Source organism: Lewinella sp. IMCC34191, from assembly GCF_003390935.1.
Lineage (GTDB): Bacteria > Bacteroidota > Bacteroidia > Chitinophagales > Saprospiraceae > Neolewinella.
Genome location: NZ_QNQZ01000005.1, coordinates 291,107 through 305,142 on the forward strand (window position 1 = coordinate 291,107; position 14,036 = coordinate 305,142).

General features: G+C 62.6%; 8 protein-coding genes. 6 read left to right on the top strand and 2 right to left on the bottom strand.

The features are described 5' to 3' along the window. Nucleotides 1-624 precede the first annotated feature (624 nt). From DRW39_RS12075 to DRW39_RS12095, 5 genes are all read left to right on the top strand, one after another. On the top strand, nucleotides 625-3,150 hold the full coding sequence (locus tag DRW39_RS12075) for a M14 family metallopeptidase (protein WP_116107294.1): 2,526 nt from the start codon (nucleotides 625-627) through the stop codon (nucleotides 3,148-3,150). Between the two features lie 261 nt (nucleotides 3,151-3,411). Further along, a complete protein-coding gene (locus tag DRW39_RS12080) occupies nucleotides 3,412-5,919 on the top strand; it encodes a transglycosylase domain-containing protein (protein WP_116107295.1) in 2,508 nt (835 codons plus the stop codon). A 50-nt stretch (nucleotides 5,920-5,969) separates the two neighbouring features. After that, nucleotides 5,970-6,725 carry a DUF1440 domain-containing protein gene (locus DRW39_RS12085; protein ID WP_116107296.1) on the top strand — a complete coding sequence of 252 codons (756 nt, stop codon included), beginning with the start codon at nucleotides 5,970-5,972 and terminating at the stop codon, nucleotides 6,723-6,725. 37 nt (nucleotides 6,726-6,762) lie between these two features. Beyond that, entirely contained in the window at nucleotides 6,763-7,428 is a 666-nt protein-coding gene (gene rsmI, locus DRW39_RS12090; protein WP_116107297.1) for a 16S rRNA (cytidine(1402)-2'-O)-methyltransferase, read from the top strand. A 28-nt stretch (nucleotides 7,429-7,456) separates the two neighbouring features. Beyond that, complete coding sequence (locus DRW39_RS12095; RefSeq protein ID WP_116107298.1) at nucleotides 7,457-8,074, top strand: hypothetical protein; 618 nt, start codon at nucleotides 7,457-7,459, stop codon at nucleotides 8,072-8,074. A 268-nt stretch (nucleotides 8,075-8,342) separates the two neighbouring features. Here the strand turns inward: DRW39_RS12095 and hemB are convergent, their stop codons facing one another. Further along, on the bottom strand, nucleotides 8,343-9,326 hold the full coding sequence (gene hemB, locus DRW39_RS12100) for a porphobilinogen synthase (protein ID WP_116107299.1): 984 nt from the start codon (nucleotides 9,324-9,326) through the stop codon (nucleotides 8,343-8,345). 111 nt (nucleotides 9,327-9,437) lie between these two features. After that, nucleotides 9,438-11,687, bottom strand: a complete 2,250-nt coding sequence (locus DRW39_RS12105; RefSeq protein ID WP_157976074.1) for a hypothetical protein — start codon at nucleotides 11,685-11,687, stop codon at nucleotides 9,438-9,440. 119 nt (nucleotides 11,688-11,806) lie between these two features. Between DRW39_RS12105 and DRW39_RS12110 the strand changes: the two genes are divergently transcribed. Then, complete coding sequence (locus DRW39_RS12110) at nucleotides 11,807-14,017, top strand: patatin-like phospholipase family protein (RefSeq protein ID WP_198664865.1); 2,211 nt, start codon at nucleotides 11,807-11,809, stop codon at nucleotides 14,015-14,017. Nucleotides 14,018-14,036 lie beyond the last annotated feature (19 nt).

A 14,036-nucleotide genomic window follows, 5' to 3' on the forward strand; every position in this document is an offset into this window, starting at 1 on the left:
GGCCACAGGACCTCGGAGGGTCTCTGAGCAGTAGCGAAAGGGACCTGCGAGGGTCCGGAACCGGTAGCGATCCGGACACTCAGAGGTGCAAGCACACTCTGAGGTCCTGATGCTTCCCCCCCACCGACGACTACAGGACCTCGGAGGGTCTCTGAGCGGTAGCGAAAGGGACCTGCGAGGGTCCGGAACCGGTAGCGACCCGGACACTCAGAGGTGCAAGCACACTCTGAGGTCCTGATGCTTTCCTTCCACCGACGACCACAGGACCTCGGAGGGTCACCGAGCGGTAGCGAAAGGGACCTGCGAGGGTCCGGAACCGATACCGACCCGGACACTCAGAGGTGCAAGCACACTCTGAGGCCCTGATACTTCCCACCATCGACGGCCACAGGACCTCGGAGGGTCACCGAGCGGTAGCAAAAGGGACCTGCTAGGGTCCGGAACCGATACCGACCCGGACACTCAGAGGTGCAAGCACACTTTGAGGTCCTGATGCTTCCCCCCCACCGAAGGCCACAGGACCTCGGAGGGTCACCGAGCGATAGCGAAAGGGACCTGCGAGGGTCCGGCCCAGAAATCCCACGGACCATTACCGTACCTTAGGCCGCCCAGAAACCAAGTGAAATGCGACTTTACCTCCTCCTAGTAGGCTTAGTACCTGCGCTCGCCGCCCAAAGCCAAATCACCGCCCCCGGCGACTTCCTGCCCCACGAGCTCGGTGAAACCTTCACCCCCCACCATATGCTGGTCGACTACTACCAGCTGGTAGCGGAGGAAAGCGACCGCGTCACCCTGGAGCAGTACGGCACCACCAACGAAGACCGCCCCCTGCTGCTGGCCACGGTGAGCACCCCGGAAAACCTGGCCCGCATCGAGGCCATCCGGGAGAATAATCTGCGCCGCGCCGGGCTGCTGGAGGGCGATACCGACCCCGAGCTGGACGACATCGCCATCGTCTGGCTTTCCTACAGCGTGCACGGTAACGAAGCCACGGGCTCCGAAGCCAGTATGGGCGTGCTCTACGACCTGGCCAACCCCAACAACGCGGAAACCAGCCAGTGGCTGGAGAACGTCGTAGTACTCCTCGACCCCGCCGAAAACCCCGACGGCTACAACCGTTACACCAATTGGTTCCGCCAGGTATCCAACAAGGATCTGGACGTCGACCCCGCTACCCGCGAGCACCAGGAACCCTGGCCCGGCGGACGCGTGAACCATTACCTCTTCGACCTGAACCGCGACTGGGCCTGGCAAACGCAGAAGGAAAGCCGCGCTCGCCTGGTGAAGTACCACGAGTGGATGCCCCACATCCACGCCGACCTGCACGAGCAGGGCTACACCTCCCCTTACTACTTCGCCCCGGCGGCCGCCCCCTTCCACGAGTACATCACCGACTGGCAGGGCAATTTCCAGACGGAGATCGGCCAGAACCACGCCCGCTACTTCGACGAGAACGGCTGGCTCTACTTCACGCGTGAACGCTTCGACCTGCTCTACCCCAGCTACGGCGATACCTATCCCACCTTCAACGGCGCCATCGGCATGACCTACGAGCAGGGCGGCGGCAGCCGTGGCGGCCGGGCCGTAGAATTGCCCACCGGCGATACGCTTACGCTCTACGACCGCGTCGCCCACCACCGCACGACCTCCCTGAGTACCGTAGAGATCGCCGCCCGCGAGGCCGACCGCCTCACCTCCCAATTTGCCGACTACTTTCAATCCGCCACGGAGAACCCGCAGGGCCAATTCAAGACCTACATCGTGAGCGCCGGTAACCAGCCCGGCAAACTGCGCGCCCTCACCGAGCTCCTCGACCGCAACGGCATCGAGTACCGTCGGGCCACCGGCTCCCGCTCCTTCTCGGGGACCGATTACCGGACCGGCGAATCCGTAGACGGGGAGATCGGGTCGGGCGACCTGATCGTATCCGCCTACCAGCCCCGCTCGGTGCTGACGCAGGTGCTGTTCGACCCCGCCGCCACGGTGGAAGACTCGGTGACCTACGACATCACCGCCTGGTCGGTCCCGCTGGCCTACGGACTGGAAACCTACGCCACCAGCGACCGGGTGAACGTCGAAACGGAAGACTACGTAGCCGCCGCCTACCAGAACCCGCTCTCCGGCGTGGATGTAGCATCGGCTTATGCTTTCGCCATCCCGTGGGAGGGAATGAACAGCGCCCGCTTCCTGGCCGCGCTCGTTAAGCAGGGAATTCAGGTACGCACCTCCGAGACCGACTTTACCTTCGGCGACACCAACTATCCCGCCGGCACCCTCGTCATCAACCGGGGCGACAACCGGGTGCACCCTGATTTCGCCGGCACCCTGCAGCGGCTCACCGCCGAACACCAGGCCAACCTGGCCGTACTGGAGACCGGCTTCAGCACCAACGTCGGCGGTGACCTCGGCGGCAGCAATTACGCCCTCATCGGAAAGCCGAAGGTCGCCACGATCTCGGGCGAGGAAGTGTACTCCAACGAATTCGGGCAGGTGTGGTACTACTTCGAGCAGGACCTCGATTATCCACTCAGCATTTTTCACCGCGAGGACGTGGCGGACATTTTTGATGGCGACTACGACATCCTGGTGCTGCCCGAAGGCCGCTACCGCTTCAGCGAATCGGAGATGGAAGCCATGGCCGACTGGGTGCAGGGCGGCGGCAAGTTGATCGCGATCGGCTCGGCCAACTCGGCCCTGGCCGGCAAGGAGGGCTTCGGACTTAAGGAGAAGGAGGCCGCCGCCGATACCCTATCGGACGAGGAGAAGCGGGAGGAGCGGCTACAACCCTACGGCGGGCAGGAGCGCCGCTTCATCGAAGGGTTCATTCCAGGAGCCATCATTCAGGCGGAGATGGACGACACCCACCCGCTGAGCTTCGGCATCGGCGACGATTACTCCACCCTGAAGGTCAGCGACGACGCCTATGAGTACCTGGAAAACGGCTGGAACGTAGGCCGCATCCGGCAGGAGCCGCGGGTATCGGGCTTCGTCGGCAACCAGGCTTACCAGAAGATCCAGGAAACGCTCAACTTCGGCGTCGAGCCCCTGCGGCGCGGGCAGGTGATCTATTTGGTGGACAACCCACTATACCGGGCGTTCTGGGAAAACGGAAAGCTGCTGTTCGCCAATGCCCTGTTTCAGGTGCAGTAGAGATCACCGGGCTGGGCCTTGCCCTCGTCCGCCGAACGTAGCAAAGCGGAGTTCGTCTGCCGAGGGCGAGGACCCCTCCAAGGCACCTCTGTGATAAACCTTCGCGACGGGGCCTGGGTACGACTTTGTCGGCTATCCCAACAAGAAGTCCGCATCCTATTCGTTGCAGGAGCGTTAATCTGTGTTAAATCCACGCCGCCGACATAGCGCCGGCGGGCGTGGCCGTGTTTAGAGCATTCCTACTGCCGTTATAACTACACTATGCCAAAATCACGCGCCGAAAAATTTCGGGCCGCCGTGGCCAAACGGGGCCGCAAGACCCTCCGCTACCTCAAGAAACAACCGCCGCGCAAGCTGGCCCTGATGGCCGTGGGCATTCCCCTCGCGGTCGTACTGGTCCTCTTTGTTTTTCTCTACTTCGGCGTCGTCGGCGGCGCCTACGGACACATGCCGAGCCGCGAGGAACTCTCGCAGGTGGAGAACGATAATGCCTCCAGCATTTTTACCGATGACGGCGCGCTGCTCGGAAAGTACTACGCCATCAACCGCCTCAGCGTACCGGCCGAGAAGATCAGTCCCTACGTGACCAAGGCGCTGATCGCCACGGAAGACGCCCGCTTTTTCGAGCACCAGGGCATCGACGTCAAGGCACTCTTCCGCGTGGCCTACCGCAGCATCCTGATGGGGGACCGCAGCGGCGGAGGGGGCAGCACCATCAGTCAGCAGCTCGCCAAGCAGTTGTATCCCCGCCAGTCCTACGGTAGCCTGGGCATGGTCAAGGTGAAGCTGCGGGAAATGGTCATTGCCAGCCGCCTGGAAGACGTGTTCAGCAAGCAGGACCTCCTGAATCTGTACCTCAACACCGTACCCTTCGGCGAAGACGCCTACGGCATCGAGGTGGCGGCCAACCGCTTTTTCGATAAGCCCGCCGCCGATCTTAACCTGCAGGAGGCGGCGGTACTTGTCGGCTTACTTAAGGCCAACACCACCTACAGTCCCCGCGCCCACCCCGACCGGAGCCTCGGCCGGCGGAACGTCGTCCTGGCCCTGATGGCCCAGAACGGCAGCATCACGCCAACGGTAAAGGACAGCGTCCAGGAACTGCCCCTGGAACTTCACTACAGCCGCGACAATGAGCGCGTCGGCTCCGCCGCCCACTTCCGGCAGCGGCTGCGCGCGGAAGTGGATAGAGCACTCGCCGATCTGCAACATCCTGACGGGCGCCCCTACGACGTGGATCGTGACGGCCTTTCCATACACGTTTCCCTGGATTCCCGGATGCAGCGCATGGCGGAAGAGGCCGTCCGCGAACAGCTGCCCCGCATCCAGCAGAACCTGGCCGAGGACTGGAAATCCAGCAAATCCGCCCCGTGGGAGCCGGCTTTCCTCGCTACGGTCAAGAAATCCGCCCGCTACCGTTCCCTGGCCGCCGAAGGACTCTCCGAAGGTGACATCCTGGAGCGCATGCGACAGCCGCGCGCCATGACCGTTTACGACTGGAGAACGGGTGGCCCCGTAGACACCACCATGCGTCCCATCGACAGCCTGCGTCACTACTTCACCCTGCTCAACGCCGGCCTGCTCGCCACCGAGCCGGCCACCGGCGTGGTCCGGGCGTGGGTGGGCGGCGTCGACTACCAGGCCGTTCAGTACGATCACGTAGTCAGTCGCCGGCAGGTAGGATCCACCATCAAACCGGTGGTGTACGCGACCGCTCTGCAAAGTGGCGTACTGCCCTGCGAGTACACCCCCGCGGAGCAAGTCGTCTACGCCGACTACAACAACTACAGCCCCGGAAACCCCGGCGGCCACTACGAGGGGGCCTACTCCATGCGGGGCGGTCTTTCCAAATCGGTGAATACCGTGGCCGTTAACCTGGCGGTCCGCAGCGGGCTCCCCACCCTTGCGCGCCAGATCAACGCGATGGGCGTAGGTAAGCAGGTACAGGCGATTCCCAGTATCGCCCTCGGTACGGTCGAGGCCAATTTGGAAGAGATGAATACGGTGTACAGCACCTTCGCGAACGGGGGTCGGCGCCCCGCCGGTATCCACTTCCTGGATCGTATCGAAGACGAGCACGGGCGGGTCCTGGTCGAGTTCGATCGGCCCGCCGGCGGCGAACGCGTGATGGACGAACAGACCGCCAAGATCGCTACCTACCTGATGGCCGGCGTGGTCAATAGCGGCACGGGTGCCCGCCTGCGCTCCACCTACGGCATTCAGGGGGCCCTGGCCGGTAAGACGGGAACCACCCAGGATCAGTCCGACGGCTGGTTCCTCGGCTTCACGCCCAAGCTGGTCGTCGGCACCTGGGTGGGCGCGGAATACCCCGCCGTCCACTTCCGTACCCTCAGCCGCGGATCCGCCACCGCCACCGCCCTGCCCATCTGGGGAACCTTCATGCGCAAAGTGCAGGACGGTCGCGGCCTGGATGCTTACCGCGGCGGCGGTTTCGGCGGTATGGATCAGATGACCCTGGACCAGCTCGACTGCCCGGACTTCCTGGAAGAACTGCCCATTTACTACGAATACGAAGGCGACGAGTACGCGGTCGACCGCGATATTACGCGCCGGCTGCGGGAGTTCGACCGCGAAGAGATCGTGGATATGGTCAAACGCAAAGGCCGCCGCCCCAACGAAACGGCCCGCGAATACGCCGCCCGCGTCGCCAAGGAACTGGAACGGGCCGAAGGGAAAGACGAACGCCGCGAGGAGCGGAAGCAATCCTGGATCAAGCGACTCTTTGGCGGGAAGAAGGACAAGGACTAAGCGAACGAACAGACCGCGCCACCTTTCCGTTGGAACAAGAAAGCCCAAATATGTCCTTTATAGATTCCCTCGTCGACAGCGTATCCGATACCCTGTCTGACCTCGACCCACGACCCAAGCGCAGTTACGCCAGTCAGAAATATCACGAAGCCGCTTCCGCTGCCCACCGTGCAGGTGGTAAGATCACGTCCGGCACCCAATCGGCCAAGCAGTATGCCGCCTCCGCCGGTCAGGATGTTTCCGCATATGCTGCCGGTGCCCTCGGTACCGCCACCGCTGCGCTCGCTGGCGCCGGTGATTACTTTACCCGCACCCGTACCTCCGGAGAACCGGATTACGTAAGAGGTTTTCTCGCCGGCATGATCGGTGGCCTGGTAGGCACCGGCATCAAAATGCTCGTCGACCGCAGTTTGCCGACCGGTCAGCCCCAGGAAGAGCACGATGCCCGCCTGCAGGTGGTCGAAGGTGCTGAGGCGATCACCAATACGAATATCAATCGCAATAAGGAAGAGACCGCCCAGCAAGCCATTAACCTGGCCTTCGGTGCGCTCGTAGGTGGTGTATACGGCGTGATCGTCGAGGCAGCCCCCGCCGTTCAGGCTCCCGCCGGTGTCCCCTTCGGTGCCGCTCTCTGGACCGCCGCCCACAAGATCGCCCTGCCCGCCTTCGGTCTGGCCCCCAACCCGATGAAAGAGCCCCTCAGCCTACAGGCCGGACAGCTCGGCAGCCACATGGTATACGGTGCAACCGTAGAAATGATCCGCCGCAGCGTGCGCCACGTCATGGACGAGGAAAACATCCTGTAATTTGGGTTAACCGTCCGGCACCGCGACCTTTGCACCCGTGCTGTACCTTATCCCAACCCCCATCGGTAACCGAGAAGACATCACCCAGCGGGCCCTGCGCCTGTTGGGTGATGTTGATTTAATCCTGGCCGAAGATACCCGTAACTCGGGCTCCCTGCTCAAACACTACGAGATCGAGACGCCCATGCGCGCCTACCACGCGCACAACGAGCACGCGGTCGTCGAGCAACTGGTCACCGAACTCAAGGCCGGCTCCACCTACGCCCTGATCACCGACGCCGGTACCCCCGGCATCAGCGATCCGGGTTTTTTATTGGTACGTGCCTGTCGGGAAGCCGGCGTCGAAGTGAGTTGCCTCCCCGGTCCGGCGGCCTTCGTTCCCGCACTTGCGGCCAGCGGCATCCCCTGTGATCGCTTTCACTTCGAAGGTTTTCTTCCCCACAAGAAGGGCCGGCAGACCCGCCTTCAGTACCTCGCCGAACTACCCAACACCTTCGTTCTCTACGAGTCGCCCCACCGCATTACTAAGCTGCTCGGGCAGCTGGTGGAGCACTGCGGTTCCGAACGGATGGCCAGCGTAGCCCGCGAAATCTCCAAACTCTACGAAGAGATTACCACTGCCCCGCTCTCCGAATTGCACGCCGACTACAAATCCCGCGGCAAGGTGAAGGGCGAGATCGTCGTCGTCGTCGCCGGCAAGTAGGGGCGGCCGCGTTTTTTACCTTTGCGGCATGTTGCAAACCCACCTCCTGGCCTTCGGCATCACCCACCTGACTGACGCCCGCTACTTCGCGGCCTGGGAGGCCGATTACCTCTGCTTCCCCATCGGCCCGGAAGGCCTCAGCCTCGACTACTTCGTCGCCATCCGCGAATGGGTGGAAGGCCCCACCTGCGTAGTAGAATGGCGGCGGAGCGCAGGTGAAATGCTTAGCCCCGAAGCCCTGAAAGGACATAACATCACCCATCTTCTCCTCGACTACGACATCGATCCCACCGACTGGACAGCCGCCGGACTCGAAGTGATCCGTCGCATTCCCGTAGCCGGCTACCACAGCACCGAGGATGTTGCCGAACGGGTTAAATCCACCACCGGCACCGTCCTCCTCGATTTCACCGACGGCGGAATCGTCTACGACGACCTGGCGGAGGGCAGCCCCTTCACCATCGGTGAGCTCCAGCAAGTGCTCGGCGATCGCCCCGCCTACCTTCATATTGATCTTGCGACGGAAGACGCCGAGGCCGCCGCAGCCGTCTTTCACGGGCTAGCGCTGCGCGGCAGCAGCGAGGAAAAGGTCGGCTATAAGAGCTTTGATGACCTGGATGATTTGCTGGAGGCTTTGGAGGGGTGAAGGGTGAATTTTTGAATTAGCTCCCGCACGCTGAATTTTTGTCTCGGGCTGCAAGCCGCTCGACCTTTGCCCTTCACTAGTCGTCTGCCCAGCGTAAGCTGGTCCGCCGACGGGTCCTGATGATAATCCGTGCTTTTAGCACAGCGATCCGTGAAATCGGTGTTTAAAAAGCTGATAACATGCCGAAGGCTTGGCACGGCGCATTCGGAGAATGCGTCTAACAGCGCGGTCGGAGACCGCGTCGTACTTCGCGGTCGAAAACCGCTTTTTACTGGTTCCAGCGAGCAAAGTCCTTAGCGAAGTAGGTGATGATAACATCCGCGCCCGCACGCCGAATACTCAGCAGCGCCTCCGAGGCCGCCTGCTCGTAATCCAGCCAGCCCCGCTCGGCGGCGGCCAGCAGCATCGCGCACTCCCCGGAAACGTGGTAGGCGGCGATGGGCAGGGGGTGCGCCTCGTGCAGGCGGTAGATAATGTCCAGATAGTTGAGAGCGGGCTTGACCATCAGGTAGTCGGCCCCCTCGGCGGCGTCCAGGTCGGCTTCCCGCATAGCCTCACGGACGTTGGCGGGGTCCATCTGGTAGGTCTTCTTGTCGGCGGGTACGTCCTGGAGCTGGCGGGGGGCACTGTCTAGGGCATCGCGGAAGGGGCCGTAGAAGGCGCTGGCGTACTTGGCGGTGTAGGCCATGATGGCCGTGTCCGTCAGGTCCGCCTGATCCAGGGCGCGCCGGATGCTGCCCACCCGGCCGTCCATCATATCACTGGGGCCGATAATGTCGAAACCCGACTGCGCCTGGGCCACCGCCATAGCATCGAGTAGCTTGAGCGTCTCGTCGTTGTGGATGCGGCCGTCGATGACCACCCCGTCGTGGCCGTCGGAACTGTAGGGGTCGAGGGCGGCGTCGGAAATGAGGCACACCTCCGGAAAGCGGTCCTTGATGGCCCGGGCGGCGTGGAGGTAGAAGTTCTGCTCCGCGGTAGCGTAGGTGCCGGTCTTGTCCTTGTGCTCTTCGGGGACGGCGGGAAACATCATGAAGCTGTGGATACCCACTTCGCGGCACTGCTCGATGTCCCGCAGCACCTCGTCAATTCCCATCCGAAAGGTACCTGGCAGGCTCTTTACCGGCAGGCGGGCACCGGCGTCGGGCAGCAAGAAGATGGGTTGAACCAGGTGGCCGGCGTTCAGCTCGGTCTCCCGTACGAGGTTGCGGACGGCGGCGGAAGATCGGTTACGGCGGGGGCGGGAGAGCATACTTAGTGATTTGCGAGTAAACGCCGGTAATCGGCAAAGTTTGTTGGGTGAAAGTAAAACGTACCCTTCCCCGGCGGACGAGCTGCGCTCGGCAGATGGGGAAGCCAACGCTTACCGATCGACGTACCACGCGAAGGTCTTGCACTCCGCGATGAGCTGGTCGTAAAGGTCCGTGTCGCGGTAGTTATCCCGCAGCAAACCGAAGTAGGTGAACGGCCGCTCCCCGCCCGGCCGGCCGAGCGCGTAGTGGCGGTTGCGTTCGGTCTTGGCGGCGAAGTAGGCGGCCAGAGCGGCGGATTCCCGGTCGGGGGCGCGGCGCATGGCCCGCTCGAAGTAGTACCGGGGCTGGCCCATCTCGAAGCTTTCCAGGTTGCCCAGGGGGGCGTAGGGGACCGGGATCACTTCCACGGGCTGCCGGGCGTTAGCGGCGTAGGCGGCGCTGATTCCGGAGCGGTAGGCATCCGCGAAGGACCAGTTGTAACTGAAGTAGCTCATGCTGTAGAGTGCCTGCCCGATATTGAAGTAGTTGCGGGCCGCAATGGTATCGTTGGTCGTGCGGTCGGCCTCCTCTTCCAGTTCGTCGAGCCTTTCGAGTAGCTGCACCTTATTGTAGGTGGTCGCGTCGGGCGGGGGCGTGAAATGGACGCGGTCGTTGATCTGCCGGATGAAGGGCGCGTAGCGGCCGAAGTCGTCGAGGTTGTTCCGGTCGATCCGGCGGTAGATCTCCAGGGCGGCCTTCCACTGTCCCTGCTGCACGTAGTGGTTGCCCAGCAGATTGTAGATGTGATCGATGGGGTTAGGTCCGATCCGGTCGTTGAGCAGGGCGCGGTCGAAGCGATTGCGGTTCAGGCTGTCGGCCATGCGTTCCAGGGAGAGGATGGCCTCGATAGAGGGATTCTTCTGAATGGCATCGAAGCCGTAACGGATCAGGTTGGCCTTCGCTTCCTGGCCCGTAAGGCGGTACACGGCCTGCAGCTTGGAATTGACGAACGGCTGGAAGTCCGGGTAGCGCTGCCGTAAGCCTGGATCGGTGAGCAGGTCGTAGTAGTGCAGCTCCACGGAGTCAGTGACACGCGTGAGTTCCAGCACCTCCTTTACGTCGTTAAGGATGACGAGTTGCTGCCTGATCGTATCGCTATCCGTGGTGGCGGCCAGCTCGGCGAAGGTCTCGGAGGCGAAGAAGTAGTCGCCGGCCAGCATTTCCAGGACGCCCCGGGCCAGCTGCCAGAAGTCGCGGTTGTCGGCCTTATTCTCTTCCAGTACCCGATTCACGAAGACCTGCAGTTCAATGAGGCGGTCGGTAGACGCGTCGTCGGGCCCGGTGTTTTGGACGCGTTCGGAGAGCAGCTCGGCTTCGAGTTCCTGGAGCTCGCGCATGGTGAGCAGCTGCAGGGATCGGTTGTTTGGCTCGTAGTCGTAGATATCGCGCATCTCGTCCACCACGATCGCCCGGCCGTTATGGGCCCGCAGGACGTGGAGCATGGCGCGCTCGTGGTCCGTCTGGGCCAGGAGCAAAGCTTCCCGCCACTCCTCGTTGGTGCGGATCCGGAAGCTGCGGTAGGCGCTCTCCCGCTTGCTGGGCGTGCGCTCGAAGATGCGGCTGTAGAGGTAGGCCGATTCGGCGTAATTACCCAGGGACTGTAACGCCCCGGCCCGGTGCCCCTCGATCCAGTCGTAGATGATGCTCGGGTCGGCATCAATCTTAGGCATCAGGTAATCGTACAGTTCGAGGACGTAGTCGAACTCCTTAAGATAGTGAGCCAGCCGGACGAATTGGTAGGCGTAACGCAACCGGACGTAGTGACTTTCTACCCGGGGGAAGGCGTCCACTCCGCGTTTGAGCAGGTCCTCCATCTGGGTGCGATCCGGGGAAGCCTGTTCGAAAGCATTAGAGGGGGCCGTTACGAAGGGTTCGGCCTGCTTGGCGTAGATCAGGTAGTCGAGTACCTCGTGGCAGTTGGCCTCGAGGAGGTGGCGGGCGAAGGTGTTGCCCTGGAGCGCCGGTGGCAGGTCGGCCGCCCTGGCTTCCGGCTGGCGGAGCAGGCGACTCAGCTGTTCCAGTTGGTTGAGGTTGTTGCCGTACACGAGGGCGTCGATGTCCGCCAGGTCGGCTTGGTCGCAGAAGCGCTCGTGCCACTCCGCTACGTTGTCGTCGCGCTGTACGTCATTGCCCTGGCCCAGGTCCTCGCGGAAGGTCTGACCAAAGTGGAGAAAAAAGGGAGCCAGCTCGGATTCGAAGCCGACCACCCGGGGGTTGAGGAAGTGGTAGCTGTCGCCGACCACCGGCATCGCGCACTGGCCGGAGGCGCCAGAGAGAGACAGGCAGGAGAATGCACAGCAAAGGAGGAGCAGGTACTTCATCGGATGGCTTGGCCAAAGCTACGGTGGCCGTACCATACGGGGCCCGGCCACTGAAAGGCAAAGTCAGGCAGACCGCTTACCTTTCGGGTAATCGCGGCGATAGGTGCCGGTATAAGGGAATGAAGACGACAATTACCTTACTGTTCACGATTCTGTTTTTAACCTGCGCTTCGGCGCAAAAAGACCTGCAAGTCGGGCTGGTACTGAGCGGGGGTGGCGCCAAGGGCTACGCCCACATCGGCGCCCTGCGGGTGATCGAGGAGAGTGGCGTGCGGGTCGATTACATCGGCGGCACGAGCATGGGCGCGGTGGTCGGCGGACTCTACGCGGCCGGCTACAGTGCCGACCAGCTGGAACAACTCCTGCGCAGCATCGACATCATGGCCGAACTGCAAGACGCCGTGGCCCGGGAGGACCGCACCATCTACGAAAAGCTGTATAACGAAAAGTACCTGCTGTCCATCTCCATGGAAGATTTCGGGATCCAGCTGCCCACGGCCCTCTCCGACGGGCAGCGCGTACACGATCTCTTCGCCAACTGGACGGCCCGGGTGGGGCACATCCAGGACTTCAGCGAATTGCCCATCCCCTTTTTGAGCGTAGCGACCGACATCGAGACCGGCGACGCGGTCGTGCTGGAAACCGGTATGCTGGCCGAGGCCATGCGGGCCAGTGCCGCCCTGCCCGGCGTGCTCAGCCCCTACGAACTGGACGGACGGCTGCTCACCGACGGCGGCGTCTCCAACAACTACCCGGCCGAGGAGATCAAGGCCAAGGGCATGGATTACGTGCTCGGGGTGAGCGTGGAATCCGACCCCCTGCGGGCCGAGGAAATTTCCAGCGTAGCCGACCTGATTTTACAGATCGCCTTTTTCCAGGCCAACCGCCGTAACCTGGAACAGTACGAAGTGACCGACCTCGATATCAAGCCGCAGCTGGACCAGTACAACGTCCTTAGCTTTACGGATATCGACAGCCTGATCGATGCCGGCTACGAGGCCGCGCTGCTGGAGAAGCCGACGCTTGACTCCCTGGCCGCCGTCCAGCGCTCCGCCGAATCCCGGCGGGACACGACGGACGCGCCGGTACCGGAGTACCTCAACATCGGGGAGGTGACGATCAACGGCCTCACGGACCTGTCCGACCGCCAGGTGCTCAGCTTCTTCGACGACCAGATCCCGGGCCGCATCAGCTGGGAGGACTTCCGCTCGGGCCTGGCGGACCTCCACGTCACCGGCCGCTTCGCCAACATCAATTACCGCTGGGAATATCTGGACGAAGCGACGGAGGAGGTCAGCCTCTTCATGGTCTTCGAGCCGGTACCCGCCTTCGGCCAGCAACTGCGCCTCGGGCTCCACTACGACCCGCTCTATCGGGCCAACCTGCTGCTGAACCTCACGCTGTACGACCAGCTGGTCGACAACAGCATGCTGAGCCTGGACCTGATTGCCGGCAACCGCCTCCGCTACCGGCAGGATTACCGCATCAACCGGATTAACGGCTCGGCCTTCGGCCTGCGCAGTAGCCTGGACTACGCCGACGTGGGCTTCGACGTGGCCGAACTCCCCTTCGAGGACCTCGGCGTCACCCTGGAACGGGTCGACTTTCGCTTCAACGACTGGAACGCCGAGGCCTACTGGGACTTCCGGCAAACGTCCAACAGCTTCACCGGTATCGCGGCGGGCGTGAAGTACTACCAGACCTCCTCGGACCAGCTGGAATCCGCCGATACGTCCAGCCTCTTCACGCTCAGCGACGATATGTACTTCGTATCCCGGCTGTACTTCATCTACGATAAACTGAACCAACCGCACTTTCCCATGCGCGGCTTCAGCATCAACGGCACGACACGGGCGATCCACCCCTTTACGGACACCGACCACCGCTGGGCCTTCAACGCCGACCTCGACTTCCTGGGCATGCTGCCGCTAGGTGAAAAGCAGTCCGTCGGGCTGGAGATGAGCGCGGGGGGCTTTCTGGACGCTACCGCCCTACCGTACCGCTACTATCTGGGGGGCATCAATTGGAACCTGCTGAACAACTTCAAGCGATTCCCGGGGCTCGATATCGGGGAGGCTTCCGGCAGCCGGCTGCTGTTGGCCGAGCTCTTCTGGCGGCAACGGCTGTTCACCAATCACTACCTACACGTGGGTGGGCGTACGGCCCTCATCGAGAACCCGGAAAACTTCCCCAGCTCCATCGGGACCGGCTGGATAAAGGGGGCCGTGATCGGCTACGGACTGAGTACGCCGCTGGGCCCGATCGAGCTGACCTACGGCCTGACGGACAGCGGCGGGGGCCTCTTTTTCTACCTCGGCCACTGGTTTTAGGGAACCTTCATCTGGTGCA

Coding starts and splice junctions, on each gene's coding strand:
- DRW39_RS12075 (WP_116107294.1), top strand. CDS start 625: ATGCGACTTTACCTCCTCCTAGTAGGCTTAGTACCTGCGCTCGCCGCC.
- DRW39_RS12080 (WP_116107295.1), top strand. CDS start 3,412: ATGCCAAAATCACGCGCCGAAAAATTTCGGGCCGCCGTGGCCAAACGG.
- DRW39_RS12085 (WP_116107296.1), top strand. CDS start 5,970: ATGTCCTTTATAGATTCCCTCGTCGACAGCGTATCCGATACCCTGTCT.
- DRW39_RS12095 (WP_116107298.1), top strand. CDS start 7,457: ATGTTGCAAACCCACCTCCTGGCCTTCGGCATCACCCACCTGACTGAC.
- hemB (WP_116107299.1), bottom strand. CDS start 9,326: ATGCTCTCCCGCCCCCGCCGTAACCGATCTTCCGCCGCCGTCCGCAAC.
- DRW39_RS12105 (WP_157976074.1), bottom strand. CDS start 11,687: ATGAAGTACCTGCTCCTCCTTTGCTGTGCATTCTCCTGCCTGTCTCTC.
- DRW39_RS12110 (WP_198664865.1), top strand. CDS start 11,807: ATGAAGACGACAATTACCTTACTGTTCACGATTCTGTTTTTAACCTGC.